The following is a 14,709-nucleotide window of genomic DNA, read 5'->3' on the forward strand; positions in this document are numbered from 1 at the left end:
AACCGCTATGGCGTGTTTCCTTACGTGATCGGGCGGCACCGCATGTTCCCGCCGCTGACCGCCAGCGGCTATTCGGAGACGGTGGGCCGGGACATCTACTATCGGGGCCGCATGACCTTCGGTTGGGCCCCCGGCGGTGTCGCGCTCGAGGACCTGCGGATCGGCACGACGCCGATCACCGAGTTCAGCGGCGTCGAGCTCGAGTTCCGCAATGTCGACAAGGCGCGGACGCTGGCTGCCATGCCGGGCCTCGAGGCGCTTGTGTCCCCCAAGACCGAAGAGAGCCATGCGCCCCAGGCGCTGCTTTCGGAGGTTGGCGAGCAGTACGTCTATGCGCCCAGTGCAGCGGCAAAATCCGTCTCGCTCACCCTTGAGCCGACGGCGCTTTACTACCTCAGCGGCCTCACCGCCGTTGTCGAGGTGGAAGAGGCGGGTTCCGGGACATGGACCGCAGTCGCCACCTATGACGATCTCGCGAGCGCGCAGACCTTCAGCGCGGGGCCTTTCGCGGATGGCATCTCGCGCAGCTGGCGTGTGCGCCTGACCGCTGTCACCGAGGCGGATGTCGCGCCCAAGGTCTCGCGCAGGCGCAGCAACGAAGGGCTGACCGTCACCAGCGCCAGCGCGTCCTATCAGCAGGCCGAAGCCGGATGGCGCTCGGGATCGGAGACGATGCGCCTCTATCCGCGCGACGTGGCCGAGGATGTCTATTCCGACGTCCCGCAGCAGGACGTGCCGGTCGTCAAATACACCCGCATCGACACCTCGAGCGCGGCGATCGACCTGAGCTTCCCGCAGGGCCTCTACAAGACGCGCAGCAGCGGCAAGGTGTCCGGGCATGGCACCGACTTCCAGTTCGAATACCAGTCCACCGAAGGCGGTCTCAACGAGGCGGACTGGATCGATCTCGGGCTCGACAACATTCACGCCAAAAGCACCACGCTCTTCCGCTGGACAAAAACCATCACCTTCCCGGAACCCGGCGAATACGCGATCCGGATCACCCGGCGCTGGCTGATTGACGAAGACCCCGGAGATGTGAACACCGCCACGCTCAGCGCGATCCGTTCGTTCCGAGATGGCGAGCTGCCGAGCCCTAAGGGGATTGCCGAGGTCGCGTTCCGCATCATGGCGACCGACCAGCTGAACGGGCGGGTGGACAGCCTCAATGCGATCGTGCAGCAGCTGGCGCCGGTGTGGACCGGATCGGGGTGGACCGCCCCACAACCGGTCCGCCATCCGGCCTGGGGCTTTCTGCAGGCGATCCGTGGCCAGCACCTGCGCAGGCCGGTGCGCGACGAGCGGATCGATCTTGAGGCGTTCCGAGCCTGGGCGACGGAAGAGCCGCACTGGACCTGCGACTACGTGGTCGACACCGCAACCCAGCTCGGCGAGGTGCTCGACATCATCGCCGCCGCGGGCCGTGCCAAGCGCACGCTCACCGATCTCAAGTGGTCGATCATCCGCGACAATGCCGCGGGCCCGGTGCGCCAGGTGTTCACGCCGCGCAACAGCTGGGGCTTCAAGGCCGAGCACCGCTTCCCGCGCAAGATTCACGGCTTCCGTGTGAAGGCGCGCTCCGAGCGCCTCGAGTGGCAGGAAGACGAGATCCTCGTTCTCGCCGATGGCTTCACCCGCAAGACAGCAAGTGAGCTCGAGACGCTCGATCTGCCCGGCGTGGTGGTGACCACCGAGGATGAAGACGAGGGCAACGTCTACCGGCTCGGTCGGTATCATCTCGCAACCGCGCTGAACCGCCCGGCCACCTACACACTGCAGGTCGGCTGGGAGCACCTGCGCGTTACGCGCGGCGACAAGGTGCGCTTCGTGCACGACGTGCCGCTGATCGGCGTGGGGCAGGCGCGCATCAAGGCAATCACCCTGGGCGGCGACGGGTTCGTCGACAGCCTCACGCTCGACGATGTCTTCGACTTCGATCAAGCCAGCTTCCGCATGCTGGTCCGGAACGTCGGCGGCAATCAGAGCTTCACCGCGTTTTCGCCAGTCGATCCCCAGACGCGCGTCTGGACGCCGGCCACCAATGTGGCGGCGGGCGACATTGCGGTCGGTGACCTGGTGATCGTCGAAGAGCTGATGCAGGAAAGCGTGGACCTCATTGTCACCAGCGTGCGGCCAAAGCCGGATGAGAGCGCCGAGCTGCAGCTGGTGGACGCGGTGCCCGCCGTCCTCGACGCGGACAACGGAGCGATCCCGCCCTACAGCCCGGTGATCACCGAGCCGCGCGATCCGGCCACTGCAGGTCTGCCACCGGCGCCGGTTGTGATCTCGGCCTATTCCTCGAGCCTCACCCAGATTGTGCTGCCCGACCTGTCGGTGCGCCCGCGCATCGCGGTGCAGCTCGCGCCCTTCGTGACCGGTTCGGCGGCCGAGGGCGTGAGCCTGCAGCTGCGGTGGTCCGACGCCGAGGCAGAGGCCGCGTGGGTTTACGGGGAAAAGGTCGCCGCGGGCGAATACACCCTGCTGACGGGCGCGCTCGAGGAGGGTGAGAGCTACCGCGTCGAGGTGAGCGCGGTTGGGGCGGATGGGAAGACGCGCGGCTGGGTCTCTGCGGGTATGGTCACGGCCACCATGGCGCCGCCGGCGCCGCCGCTGATCTCGGCTAGCGCTGCGGCCTTCGAGATCCCCGATGCCGCGGGCAGGGGCCGGCGTCCCGGCATCCTGCTGAGCTGGGTGGTGCCGCCCAACAAGTCGCTCCGGGTGACGTGGCAGCTGCGCATTGCAGCGACGGGCGCGCTGGTGCAGCGCGGGCTCTTCGCCGAGGCCTCCGAGGGCAGCGTGCTGATCTCCGATGGTCTCGTGCCCAACGTTGCCTATCAGGTCAGGGCAAGCTTTGTGACGGGCGCGTCCGATCAGCGAAGCTGGACGAGCTGGATGGACGTGACGACCGACGACGTGCGGCTTGCCAGAGACGATCTTGATACAGCGCTCACAGACCAGCTCGACGAGGCGTCGACCGTCGCCAACCAGGCGCTGCAGGATGCGGAAGACGCGCATCAGGCGGCAGACGCGGTGTCGGATGAGCTGCACGCGGCGGTCGCGAGCCTCACAGTCGATTATGACGCCGCGCAGAAGGCGGCGCAGGACGCCCAGACGGCGCGTGACGCGGCGGTGCTTGCCAAGGAAAGCGCAGCGGCCTCCAAGGCGGCTGCGGCCCTCTCTGAGACCAACGCGGGCAGTGCGGCCGATGCCGCGTCGTCGTCGGCCAGCGCGGCGGAATCGAGCGCGACCGAAGCAGGACAGCAAGCGAGCGCTGCTACGGCAGCCAAGAATGCTGCCGCCACCTCCGAGAGCAACGCCTCTACTTTCGCGCAGAGCGCTGCGGCCGCAAAGCAGGACGCCGAAGGGGCAGCGGCGGCGGCGGCGTCTTCCGAGGAACTGGTGGCCAGCACCGCCGGGCTCTACGTGCACCCGTCTGACTTCGCGCTCGACGGCAAGTTCTGGTCGGACGCGATTGCCGGTGACCCCAAGGCGAAACCGGACAAGGTCGACGCGTTCCGCGATACGCCGGACGGGCGGGTGATCTACCGGAGCCTCCCGTTGGCGAGCAACTCGCACCTGGTGCCGAAGTTCTACCTGCGCAACGCGCCGGGCAAGACGTTCCGCATGACGCTTCGGGCGCGCTATGTGGGGGCGCTGGGAGACCAGACAAATGCGGCTCTGCGCCTGCAGTTCCGTCGCATCAACGGCGACTTCAGCAGCACGACGGCGACCTGGACGAAAGACTGCATCTTCGCGGCGGCGAACACGGTCGAGACCTTCAGCTACGAGATCACCGATCAGAACGGCCTGACCCCGTGGATGCTCGGCTTTGCCTATTGGCCCTCGGCCTACACGGGCACGGGCGACGTCGAGGTTCTGAGCTTCGAGGTCGAGGACGTGACCGCGCAGAAGCAGGCGCAAGACGCCGCCGAAGCCGCGGCATCGCACGCGCAGAGTGCTGCCGCCTCCGAGAGCGGAGCATCGCAGGCTGCCAGCGCGGCGAATGAGAGCAAAGGCGAGGCGGCCACTTCGGCCGGGCAGGCCTCGACCTACGCAGGGCAGGCGGCGACGGCCAAGGCTGACGCCGAAGGCGCGGCCAACAGTGCGTCTGAGTTCAGCCGCCTTGCCTCGATCACGCAGCGCGCGGCGAGCACGCGCAATCTGGTGGTGCAGCCGGATGTGAACGACGTGCCGGTGGGCGCTCAGCCGGAGTTTTGGAACAACCGCGCGACCGTGGTGGACGGGCGCCCCGGTGGCGTGCCCGAGACGGATCGCAGCCTGGACCTCGCCGATGGCGCGGCGACGGCGCCTTGGTATGTCGGCAACCCGGTCGGCCGCAAATATCGCTTCAAGGCCACGGTTCGGACGATCGACACCGGGGCCGTCTCGCGGTTTACGCTGCGCGGTGAAGATGAAGCAGGCAACCCGTTGCAGACGGTGGGTTCGTTCAACTTCCCAGCAGGTCAGCCGTGGGCTGTGTTCGAGGACGTTATCGAGGTCACGCAAACCAGCTACGTGCGGTTCGCGCCAGGCTTCGATCTAACCGACGGCGGCACAATCCGGGTCTATGACTTCCAGTGCCACGACGTGACCGAGGAGGAGAATGCCTCGGAGGCCGCTATGGCGGCCAATACGAGCGCGGAGAACGCTAGCACCAGCAAGGACCAGGCCGGCAGCTTCGCGGGGGCCGCGTCTACCCATGCTCAGTCGGCCCAGACCCAGGCGGGCTACGCGCTCAATCACGCCGAGGCGGCTGCTCTCAGTAAGAATGCCGCCAAAGGCTCCGCAGTTGCCGCGGCGACCTACTCGCAGACCGCCGCGCGCATCACAGGGCAGGGGGTGGGGTGTCTCGCAGACGCCTACTTCGACACCTACGGAGACCCCTACGGCGAAGCGGGGTCGATGTGGCTGGACTTCGACGGCGGTCCCGACTCCCAACCCCCGGCGGCCAACCAGATTTTCCCGGTCGGGAAGTCGCTCAGCTTCAATTACACCGACTTGACGGCTCACTCTGGTGTGCGGATGCAAACCTCCGTCGGCTGGAAGGGGCCTCAGAACGAAGCGGCATATGTTGTGGAGGTGATCTTCACCTACGTTGGTGGCGCCGGAATTGGCGGTGCTGGCATCCTGCTCGACTGGAACCACAGCAGCGGTGAGAGCCGAGCTGCGATAAAGCTGGAAGACATGATTGCCGGTGGATTGAAGGCAGGCGTGCCGACCTTCGCCTCGGCAATCCTCAAACGCCCGGCCTCGTTCCCCGGAAACTTCACCACGCATGATGCCTGGCTCATGGCCAACTATGATGGCAACGGTTTGGGGCCGATCCAGCGCAAGCACATCCGGTTCCATTATTTCCAAATCCGGGCGGCTACGCCGCAAGACCTGCAGAACCTCGACACGGCCGCCACCGTGGCGCAGGACACGCAGACCCTTGCAACGCTTGACGGCAAGGTGCGGGCCAGCACTGGCATCACGGCTGCGGTTACCAGTGCTGGCAACACCGAAGTCGCTGAACTGCGGCTGACTAGCTATGATGACCCGGATGGTTCGAGCGGCTCGGCTGTTGTTCTTAAGGGTGATGACGTCATCGCCGATGGCACGCTCACCACGCGGAAGCTGGCGGTTGGCTTTGCAGGTAATCAGCTGACCAACACTGCCTTCTGGGCGGGCTTGAACGATTGGAGCAACAACGCGGGGGGCGGCGTCGGCGCACAGAGCAGCTTTCTGGTCCGCTCGCCGGGGTCTTCTTATGCGGGCCTTCGGTATCCAACCTTGTACATATACCAAGCTGGCACGGCGACCGATGGCTATGCTGATTTTGTCTCGACCCCTTCCTACACTGCCGATGGTGGTAACGGTCTGGGAGCGGCATGCAGGGCGAACCAGAAATGGGAAGCGTCTGTTTATGTGTCGACGCATCGGTGCGTTGGTCAGCTGCGTATCCAGTGGGTTGATGCCAGCGGCAATACGATCACCTACTCCGGCCCGGTTACTATCCCCACCAATTCCGGGTCTGCCGACAACCCTGACGAATGGCAGCGTATTGGGGTTCGCGGGATCGCCCCCACCGGGGCAGCCTATGCGCGCATCCACATCCGCAAACTCGGAACTCAGTCGAGCACCAGCAGCTACCTTTTCTTCCACAAGCCGATGCTCTGCGAGTGCCCGGTCAACGCCACCGAGCTCACCCCCTATGGTCCGGGGGGTGCGACCTTCATCGACGGCGACATCATCCGCACCGCGTCGGTCTATGGCGACCGGATGGTTGCCAGGTCCATGGAAGCGGATGTCCTCAAGGCAAGGTCGCTGACGGCGGCTGAGGTTGCGGTCGGCACCCTCAGCGCTGAGGAGATCATAGCTGACGGCATTACCCGGCAGGGCGTGGCTGGCTCGGGCCTGGTGACGAACGACAGTGCGACGTGGACGACCGTGGCCGCATTCACTCTGCCGAGTATGCCAAAGCCTTCCTATGTCCAGGGCATCGTCTCGTTTGATCTGACCACAATTCCGACAGGCATACCCGGACAAAACTGGAACCTCCGTGTTGTGGTGCAAGGCAGTGTGCGCTTGCTGCTGAATTTTACCTCGGCGGGCTTCTACACCAGTGCTCAGCGTTACCACATTCGCGCCTTCACGCTGCAGGGCGCGGCGGCTGGGAACGTCGAGGTGAAATTCGAGATCAACCACTTTGGCGGGGCGGGCATCCAGAACTGCAACCTGTCCGCCATTGCGGCAATGAGGTGATGAGATGACCGAAGAAGCCTTGGAGCCGGTGCGCCGGCTGTACGTCCAGCTCGATGACGAAGGCCGCCCCGCCCGGTGGTCCTCGTCGCCGCTCGAAGACGGCGAACTGGAAATGGACCCAGTGAGCAACCCTCGGGACTTCTACCACAACGGCGAGGCGTGGCTGCCTGTGCCGGTGGGAGAGGGTCCGGGCAAGCGGCTCGATCCGGTGACAGGGGAATGGACGCTCGACGCTTCCAGCGACGAGTTTCTCGCGGCGATCAATGCGGAACGGGACCGGCGCATCAACGGCGGCTTTACCTTCGGCGGGGTGGTCTATCAGACCCGCCCCGAGGATCGCGAGAACATGGCCGGCGCGGCGACCAGCGCGCTCGCGGCGATCACCGACGGGGCCCAGCCGGGCGACCTTCGCTGGCACGGCGGGGAGAGCGATTTTGCGTGGATCGCGCAGGACAACACGCTGGTGCCGATGGATGCGCAGACGATGCTCGCCTTCGGCCAGGCCGCGATGGCGCACAAGCAAGCGCACATCTTCGCGGCCCGCGCGCTGAAGGACATGCCGGAAGCGCCGAGCGACATCACCGACGACGTGCTCTGGCCGTCCTAAGCGAGACCGGCTCACTCGACCTGCAGGCCTGCCTGCAATGACCCCGCCGCCGGCGGGCTTTTTCATGGGAAGGAACACTATGCCCAACATCAAGTTCGACAGCACCGTCAGCACCGGCAATATCCTGTCGATCCTCGCGATGATGGTCACCGTGACGGCGGGCTATGTGACGCTGACGAACACACAAGAGAGCCAGGCGATGTCGATCGCAAGGCTTGAGGAAGGCTCGCGCGGACTCGACGCGCGCTTGAGGGCGGCCGAGCTGACCCAGGCGGGGCAGGCGTCGGACCTGCGAAGCATCCAGGCGACGCTCCTGAAGATAGACAGCAAGCTCGATCGGATATCTCAACAGGGTAGGTGAGCGCGGCAGCTCATCCATTCGAGCACGATCTTCTGGTCGCCTGGAATGGATGGCCTCGGATACGGCTTCTAGGCAAGAACCGCCGCGCCCTGAGACATACCGCGATGAGCCTCGCCGAGTTCCCGAGGTGGAGCACGGAATTTGAAGCGTCCCGAATAGCTACAGGAAGGTGAGCGCGGCGTTCGGCCTCGTTGGCTCGAAAATACCGCTAAGGGTTGAAATTCCGAGGCCTGAACCCTCCCGAGATTTGGGGATGAAGGAGAGGGTCCGCGCCGCGCTCGAGGCTCAATTTAACGCTGAACTCAGCATTGTCACGCCCCGCCTTCGCGCGGGGTCTTTTCGTATGGAGACCGAGCATGCAAGCGACCTTCGAAATCTGCCACCCGTGGCTCCTCGTCCATGAGGGGGGCTTCGTGAACCACCCCGAGGACCCGGGCGGCGCAACCAACCAGGGCATCACCCAGCGCACCTACGACGCATGGCGGCGCGTGACGGGTCTAGCCCCACGCACCGTCAAGCTCCTGGAGCCGCAGGAGCGCGATGCGATCTACCGCGACCAGTATTGGGACAAGATCTGGGGAGACCGGCTCCCGACGGGCGTCGATTACGCGCTCTACGATTTCGCGGTGAACTCCGGCCCGACCCGGGCGGTCAAGTTCGCGCAAGAGCTGGTCGGGTTCTCCGGCCGAGACGTCGACGGCGTGATGGGGGTGCAGACTCTCGCAGCCATTCTCGAGCACGACCCGGCGCAGCTGATCGTGGCTCTCTGTTCCAAGCGGCTGCGCTGGATGCGCACCCTTTCGATCTTCAAGACCTTCGGCACTGGTTGGACCCGGCGGGTGATGGGCGAGCACCTCGGCGTGCAGAACGGAGATTTTGGCGTCGTAGATCGGGCAGTTATGGTCGCGCGCAGCCGGGCCAGCATCCCGGCTCCGAAGCCGATCGAGGACGGTGCCCACGCCAAGGCCTTCGAAGGCGCCAGCCTCGTCGAGGCCGTTCTGGCCTTCCTCACTTCCATCTTCAGCAAGAGGGCTATGGCATGAACCAGGAACCGATCTTCATCCTTTGGGCGCGGAGCTTTTGGCTTGGCATCCTTCCCCTCGTGATCGCTGGGGCCGACCTCCTTCTGGCCATCGGCTCCGAGCAGACAGTCGGTCCGGTGGCGCGGGTGATCGAGGCGATCACCGGGATTCCGGCCGAGACCGGCGAGGATATCCTGCGGGGCCTGGCCGTGATCGCGGGTCTGATCGTGGCGCACCAGCGGCGCGGCGCGGCGCGACCCTACTCGACCAAACCGGGGATGCGCTGATGCTCTGGGGTCTCATCCTCTTCGCGCTTGCGCAGCTGGCGGACGTTTGGACCACCGAGCGCGTGCTCGCCGCCGGGGGCCGGGAGGAGAACCCGGTGATCCGGTTCTTCATGGACCGGCTCGGCCGCGGCTGGATCATCGCCAAGCTCGGGCTTGCCGCCGGTGTCGCGTGGATCGCGGTGCGCACTGGCGAGCCCTTGCTGCCGTGGGTGGCGGGGGCGGTGACCGCTTATGTCGCGCACCGCAATTGGAGGCTCCTGAGATGATCCCCAAGAGCCTGCAGTGGCCGCTGGCGTGCGCGCTGGTGGCCGTGTCCATGTTCTCGGCCGGGTATTTGGCCGGGGGCAGGAGTGAGCGCCAGGGCGCCGCGCTGCGCGCCGCCGAGGGCAGGATCGAAACCATCAACGACCGCGAGAGGATGACCGACGATGTTCAGGGTCTGGATGATGCCGCTTTTGGCAATGAGCTTGATGGGCGGCTGTCCCCCGGGCGGTGAGGGGGCGCTCTTCGCGGATGTGTCCCGCCGGCCGCCGGACGCGCGGCCCGAGACGCTTGACGCGCTGAAAGCTGACCGGCCCTTCGGCGAATGGGTCCTGTACCAGGACCGCGCATGCGACATGTGGGGGTGCGCAGAATGACGAAAGCCCGGCCGTCGCGCCGGGCTTTCTCATCTCTTGATCTCGTTTTGTTCTCTATCTATCTGCGTCCCATGTGGACACGGAAGCGAACGATTATCGCGGGCCGCACCGACGGCGACAACGATTGGCTGGTGCTCAAGGACGGGCAGACGATCGGGCGCGTCTATGCCACGCACATCAGCAACCCGACGTTGAGGTGGATGTGGATTGTCCAGGTCGGGCCAACGGGGCACGGGTATGCGCCGAGCATGGACGCAGCGCTGGATGAGGTGCGGCGCCGGGTCGGCTGATCCGGGTTTTCTGGACAAGGGCGTTCGACTGCTTGCAGCCTTTACCGGCCGGTCCCGACCGCGCCGTGCTCGACGTGTCTGGTGGAACCGACCGCGATAAACGGACTTGCGGCACAGCGGCGAAACCTACGTGGACAATCCTTAAAAGCGGCCATGATCGGGGTGTATGCGTTCCACTGCGGGTCAAACGAGCAGGAAGGCATGGGGCATTGCTACCTGTTTTCCGTTGGCTATCACGAACACCGCGACTTCCGTTCGCCAGTTTGGACCGCTAAGGTGACGGAAAACAAGGACAAGGGCAGACCCTCGCACATGGCCGGAAAATACGACGACCTCACCCACGCGCAACTTGTCGAACTGCTGGAAAGGCGCGACCGGACCAAGAAGCTTGGGCTGGTGTGGGAACGGGACGAGATCGAGGTGGACGCGGCGGTGGATGCCAACTTCATCGCCTGCCGCATCGACGAGGCGCTGTCGGACAAGCCCGCGCCGTGGGACAATCTGGTGATCGAAGGCGACAACTTCGACGCGCTGCGCTGGCTGCGGATGACCCATGCAGGCCGGGTGAAGTGCATCTACATCGACCCGCCCTACAATACGGGAAGTAAGGACTGGGTTTATAACGACCGGTATATGAGCAAGGACGACCAGTTCCGGCACTCCACTTGGTTGGAGTTTCTGTACCGCCGCTTGACGCTGGCACGGGACTTACTGGCAGAGAACGGGGTATTGCTAGCTTCAATAAATGACGACCAGCGAGCAATCTTAGAGTTGTTGCTCGAGGAAGCAATGCCCGGAATGCGCCTTGGTTCGCTGGTCTGGAGAACACGAGACACAACTAGCGCGAAGGGAGGCAACTTTAGTGATGTTCACGAGCACGTTCTAGTTTATGCGAAGCCGAACTTCATTTTTCGTGGCTCGGATAAGTCGAAGAAAAAGTACAAGAACCCCGACAATGATCCACGAGGCATTTGGAACACTGACCCGTTGACATTGGCGTTTGACCGCACTGACCGGGAGAACTTGTATTACCCATTGCATGACCCGAACACAGATATTTGGTATCCGTGTGACCCTGACCGGGTTTGGGCATACGCCTCAAAAGAACGGCTTAAAGAAGGCCAGAAGACGCGCTCACTTCCTATCGAGGACCAGATAAAAGACAACCTAGTTGTCTTTCCTTCAGAGCAAAGAGTCGTCGTCTGGGAAACACTGGAAGACGTTCTTGAAGCTATTAAGACTGGCGACGTTCCGGTCACGCCTAGAGACAAGAAACCATTGATCCGACACGACACCGATCCAGAGTTTTGGGTGGGGAGGAAAGTTGGCTTTGGTCGCCCCGGATACAAAAAGTTTTGGACAGAACTTCGTAGCCATGTCTCTCCATTAAGCAGTTGGATTGCTCGAATGAATGAGGATGAGATTGAAGGACTGTGGACTTTGCGAACCGGTTCAGGTGGCGCGGGCACAAATGAGATACAGTCAATCTTCGGGTCCAAAGCCTTCCAGAACCCGAAGCCAAAGGCACTTATAAAGCAACTTGTTTATCAGTGCACCGCGCCCGATGACTTAGTGCTGGATTTCTTTGCTGGCTCCGCAACCACTGCTCATGCTGTTATGGAACTCAACGCCGAAGACGGGGGAAGCCGCAAGTTTATCATGGTATCCTCTACCGAGGCGACGGAAGACGACCCCGACAAGAACCTCTGCCGTGACGTGACCGCCGAACGCATCCGCTTGCTCAACGCCAGCGATGACGCAAGGTTTACGAACCTCTCCGCAGGCTTTGCCTATCTGCGCACCCATGAGATCGCCTTTGAAGACCTCGACTACGATCTTGAACCCGCCGATGCCTGGGCCGCGCTGGAAGCCATGCACGACCTGCCGCTGACCCTCTATGACGGCCAAGTGCCGTGGAATCTGCATGAAGGCGAGACAACCTCGCTGGTGCTGGTGGACCGCTTCGACCCCGGCTTGCTTGACTGGCTCATGGGGCGCGACCGGCAGAACCTGTTCGTCTATGCTTGGGCACCGGGCCAGATCGCACAGCATCTTGACGGCACCCATGTGGACATCCGCCCCGTCCGCGACACGTTGGTGAAGCGGTTCCGGCAATGAGTGAGCGTCTGTCCCTTGCCGCCTATCAGACCCGCGCGGTGGACGCGCTGTCGGGTGTGATCCGCAAGGTGGCCGAGTTGCACGACCGCGACCCGGCGCACCGGCAGAGTATCGCCTTGCAAAGCGGCGTGACGCTGCTGCAAAGCCCCACGGGGTCGGGCAAGACGCTGGTGCTGGGGCGGGTGTTGGAAGGCTTGCGCGGCGCGCTGAGTCGCCCCGTGGTGTGGCTCTGGTTCGCGCCCTATTCCGGGCTGGTGACGCAAACGCGCGAGGCTCTGGTCGCGCAATGCGGCGGACTGCGTGTCCGTGATGTGGCGAAGGACCGGGAACCCAAGGGCACCCGCGACGGTGATGTGTTCATCCAGACATGGGCGACGGTCGCGGCCAGCAACAAAGATGCCCGAAAGGTCCGCCGCACGTCCGAGACGGCGTTGTCCTTTGACGACCTGATTGCGTCGTGGCGAGACGCAGGGTTCTTCGTCGGCGTGGTGATAGACGAGGCGCATCTGAACTTTGGGGCGTCCGCGAAGGTCGCGGCGGGCTTCTACCTCGACCATATCCAGCCCGATTTCACGATCCTCGCCACCGCCACACCAAGCGACGAGAAGCTGGAAGCCTTCGAGCGCACCGCCGGTATCGAAGTGGCCAGTCGTGTTGTCGTGCCCCGCGCCGAGGTGGTAGACGCCGGATTGAACAAGGTAGGCCTCAAGCTGGGTGTGATCCGTTTTAAGGAAGGCGACCGCGACCTGATCGACCATGAGCAGGCGACCTTGCAGGCCGGGTGGACGCAGCATTGCCGGGTGCGCGAACGGCTCAAGGAACACGGGCTGGCTGTTTCGCCGCTGATGTTGGTGCAGGTGGAAGACCAAGCCAAGGGTGCGGAAGACCCGGTAAAGCGGGTGCGGGACAAACTGGTGGAGATCGGCGTCGATGACGCGGCCATCGCAACCCACACATCCGGTCAACCCGACCCGGACTTTCACTCGCTGGCCTATGACCCCGACACCCATGTGCTGATCTTCAAGGTGGCCGTGGCCACAGGCTTTGACGCTCCCCGGGCATGGACGCTGGTGTCGGTGCGCCCGAACCGGGGCCGCGATTTCGGTATGCAGATCGTGGGCCGCATCATGCGGGTGCATCCCAGCGTGCGGCCTATCCACGGGCAGGATGCTTTGCTGGACAGCGGCTACGTCCTGCTGACCGACCCGGACATGCAGGCTGGTCTACAAGCTGCTGTGGACGAGTTGAAAGCGGTGCGCGAAAGCATCGAACTGATAACTGACAATCTCGACGTGTACGAGTTTGGCAATGCCGAGAAGCAGGAGGTCGTGTCGAACGATCCCAAACCCACCTTCACACCGAAGCCGCCCGAAAACGAGACTGAGCGGCAAGAGCGCCTGACTTACCTGATCAATCAAGGCGTGGTGCGAGCTGATGTACAGAACATGCCCGACACGGAAAAGGACAGTGCTATTGTCGCGGGTGAGACCTGGCAGAATATGAGCGACACGCCGCTCTTTGGTGATCTGCCGGAAAGCAAGAAGCCTGAAACCGACAAAGGGCCGAGCAAACCGAACTTCCGGCACTATCCGCTGCGCAAGGACTTGGACTTGCCCAAGGCGCTGGTTCGGGAACTGCCACCCGATCCGATGAAGCTGAACGATCTGGTACACGACATAGCCCGCGAGTTTTGCCGCTCTACGGATATGCCCGGCCTGCTGCAACGCAAGCTGACAAAGGCGCATCTCGACTTGCGCGACCTGTTCGCTGCCGAGTTACAAGAAACGGTGGACCTGCGTTTGCGACTATCCAATGCGAGGGTGGCTGAGAAGGCGCAACTGGCCTTCAACTTCAATGACGCCATCGACCCGCGCCTTTTGAAGCGGGCGCTGGTGGAGGAACTGCGCAGCATCGTGGACGACAAGGGCATTGAAGCGGAGGAACGTGACCTGCGCCGCGCCATTGATCTGGCCGGGATGATGGAACCGGAGAAGCTGAAAGAGGCAATCAAGACCGCGCAGGCTCGCAACGTTCGAACTGACACCAGCGAACCCGTGCCAGAGCAATATTTCGGACCGGACGGGCTGAGCGAAGCCGTGAAGTCAGCCTATGGTGTATTCCCGCATCGTCTTAACAAGGAAGAACAGGACTTCGCGGCGTTTCTGGACGCAGACAAAACCGGGACGGTTAAGTGGTGGATGCGAAACCCAGAGAATGAGACGTGGGCAACTCGGCTGATACTGCCGTCCGGCCACCGGTTTTTCCCAGACTTCGTTGTGGGTGTCAGCGGTCGAACAACGCCAGACGCTATTGCATTGGTTGAGATCAAGGATGACGGCGAAACAGGGCGTCTACAGTCGGACCGGAACGTGGAGAAAATCCGGGTTCAACATCGCGAATACCGCAACGTCTTCTGGACTTACCGGTCTGATGGAACATGGATACGTGCTCGATATGCCGAAGGGCTGCACAAGATCGTCCCGAATGACCGCTTTGACGTGAAGGAACTTGTCTATCTAGGATAGGCGGCCTGCATCTCACCGGCTGCTTCGTGCACGCTGCTGCCGTTCGTGATATGCGCAGCGAACGGCCGCTGTCCGCCCTTCTTTTCGCTGCCTGGCGTCATGCTGCGGCTTGCACTA

10 protein-coding genes are annotated in these 14,709 nt (G+C 63.4%); all 10 read left to right on the plus strand.

Translation table 11 applies throughout. From position 1 onward, the window contains the following. Positions 1-42 precede the first annotated feature (42 nt). The 10 genes from G0Q01_RS11860 to G0Q01_RS11905 all read left to right on the plus strand — a co-directional run bounded on the left by G0Q01_RS11860 (position 43) and on the right by G0Q01_RS11905 (position 14,592). Positions 43-6,744 (plus strand): host specificity factor TipJ family phage tail protein, encoded by a 6,702-nt coding sequence (locus tag G0Q01_RS11860; protein WP_203594998.1) that lies wholly within the window; start codon positions 43-45, stop codon positions 6,742-6,744. Positions 6,745-6,748: 4 nt separating this feature from the next. Further along, entirely contained in the window at positions 6,749-7,351 is a 603-nt protein-coding gene (locus G0Q01_RS11865) for a DUF4376 domain-containing protein (protein ID WP_164213391.1), read from the plus strand. 79 nt (positions 7,352-7,430) lie between these two features. Further along, positions 7,431-7,712 carry a hypothetical protein gene (locus G0Q01_RS11870; protein WP_108968689.1) on the plus strand — a complete coding sequence of 94 codons (282 nt, stop codon included), beginning with the start codon at positions 7,431-7,433 and terminating at the stop codon, positions 7,710-7,712. A 356-nt stretch (positions 7,713-8,068) separates the two neighbouring features. Continuing rightward, a complete protein-coding gene (locus G0Q01_RS11875) occupies positions 8,069-8,755 on the plus strand; it encodes a glycoside hydrolase family 108 protein (protein WP_164213392.1) in 687 nt (228 codons plus the stop codon). Beyond that, entirely contained in the window at positions 8,752-9,021 is a 270-nt protein-coding gene (locus G0Q01_RS11880) for a hypothetical protein (RefSeq protein WP_164213393.1), read from the plus strand. Before G0Q01_RS11875 ends, G0Q01_RS11880 begins: the two co-directional genes overlap by 4 nt. Continuing rightward, entirely contained in the window at positions 9,021-9,287 is a 267-nt protein-coding gene (locus tag G0Q01_RS11885) for a DUF5658 family protein (protein WP_164213394.1), read from the plus strand. The genes G0Q01_RS11880 and G0Q01_RS11885 overlap by 1 nt, the downstream gene beginning before the upstream one ends. Beyond that, positions 9,284-9,517: a hypothetical protein gene (locus G0Q01_RS11890; protein WP_164213395.1), complete on the plus strand. Its 234-nt coding sequence runs from the start codon at positions 9,284-9,286 to the stop codon at positions 9,515-9,517. The genes G0Q01_RS11885 and G0Q01_RS11890 overlap by 4 nt, the downstream gene beginning before the upstream one ends. Positions 9,518-9,655: 138 nt before the next feature. Further along, entirely contained in the window at positions 9,656-9,949 is a 294-nt protein-coding gene (locus G0Q01_RS11895) for a hypothetical protein (RefSeq protein ID WP_164213396.1), read from the plus strand. Between the two features lie 153 nt (positions 9,950-10,102). After that, positions 10,103-12,067: a site-specific DNA-methyltransferase gene (locus tag G0Q01_RS11900; protein WP_164213397.1), complete on the plus strand. Its 1,965-nt coding sequence runs from the start codon at positions 10,103-10,105 to the stop codon at positions 12,065-12,067. Next, complete coding sequence (locus G0Q01_RS11905) at positions 12,064-14,592, plus strand: DEAD/DEAH box helicase (RefSeq protein ID WP_164213398.1); 2,529 nt, start codon at positions 12,064-12,066, stop codon at positions 14,590-14,592. Before G0Q01_RS11900 ends, G0Q01_RS11905 begins: the two co-directional genes overlap by 4 nt. The last annotated feature ends 117 nt before the right edge of the window (positions 14,593-14,709 follow it).

Source organism: Salipiger sp. PrR007 (assembly GCF_010499845.1).
In the GTDB taxonomy this organism is placed as follows: domain Bacteria; phylum Pseudomonadota; class Alphaproteobacteria; order Rhodobacterales; family Rhodobacteraceae; genus Salipiger; species Salipiger pacificus_A.

Excerpts from the sequence above, each read along its gene's own strand:
- G0Q01_RS11860 (WP_203594998.1), top strand. The coding sequence starts at position 43 with ATGTTCCCGCCGCTGACCGCCAGCGGCTATTCGGAGACGGTGGGCCGG.
- G0Q01_RS11865 (WP_164213391.1), top strand. The coding sequence starts at position 6,749 with ATGACCGAAGAAGCCTTGGAGCCGGTGCGCCGGCTGTACGTCCAGCTC.
- G0Q01_RS11870 (WP_108968689.1), top strand. The coding sequence starts at position 7,431 with ATGCCCAACATCAAGTTCGACAGCACCGTCAGCACCGGCAATATCCTG.
- G0Q01_RS11875 (WP_164213392.1), top strand. The coding sequence starts at position 8,069 with ATGCAAGCGACCTTCGAAATCTGCCACCCGTGGCTCCTCGTCCATGAG.
- G0Q01_RS11880 (WP_164213393.1), top strand. The coding sequence starts at position 8,752 with ATGAACCAGGAACCGATCTTCATCCTTTGGGCGCGGAGCTTTTGGCTT.
- G0Q01_RS11885 (WP_164213394.1), top strand. The coding sequence starts at position 9,021 with ATGCTCTGGGGTCTCATCCTCTTCGCGCTTGCGCAGCTGGCGGACGTT.
- G0Q01_RS11890 (WP_164213395.1), top strand. The coding sequence starts at position 9,284 with ATGATCCCCAAGAGCCTGCAGTGGCCGCTGGCGTGCGCGCTGGTGGCC.
- G0Q01_RS11895 (WP_164213396.1), top strand. The coding sequence starts at position 9,656 with ATGACGAAAGCCCGGCCGTCGCGCCGGGCTTTCTCATCTCTTGATCTC.
- G0Q01_RS11900 (WP_164213397.1), top strand. The coding sequence starts at position 10,103 with ATGATCGGGGTGTATGCGTTCCACTGCGGGTCAAACGAGCAGGAAGGC.
- G0Q01_RS11905 (WP_164213398.1), top strand. The coding sequence starts at position 12,064 with ATGAGTGAGCGTCTGTCCCTTGCCGCCTATCAGACCCGCGCGGTGGAC.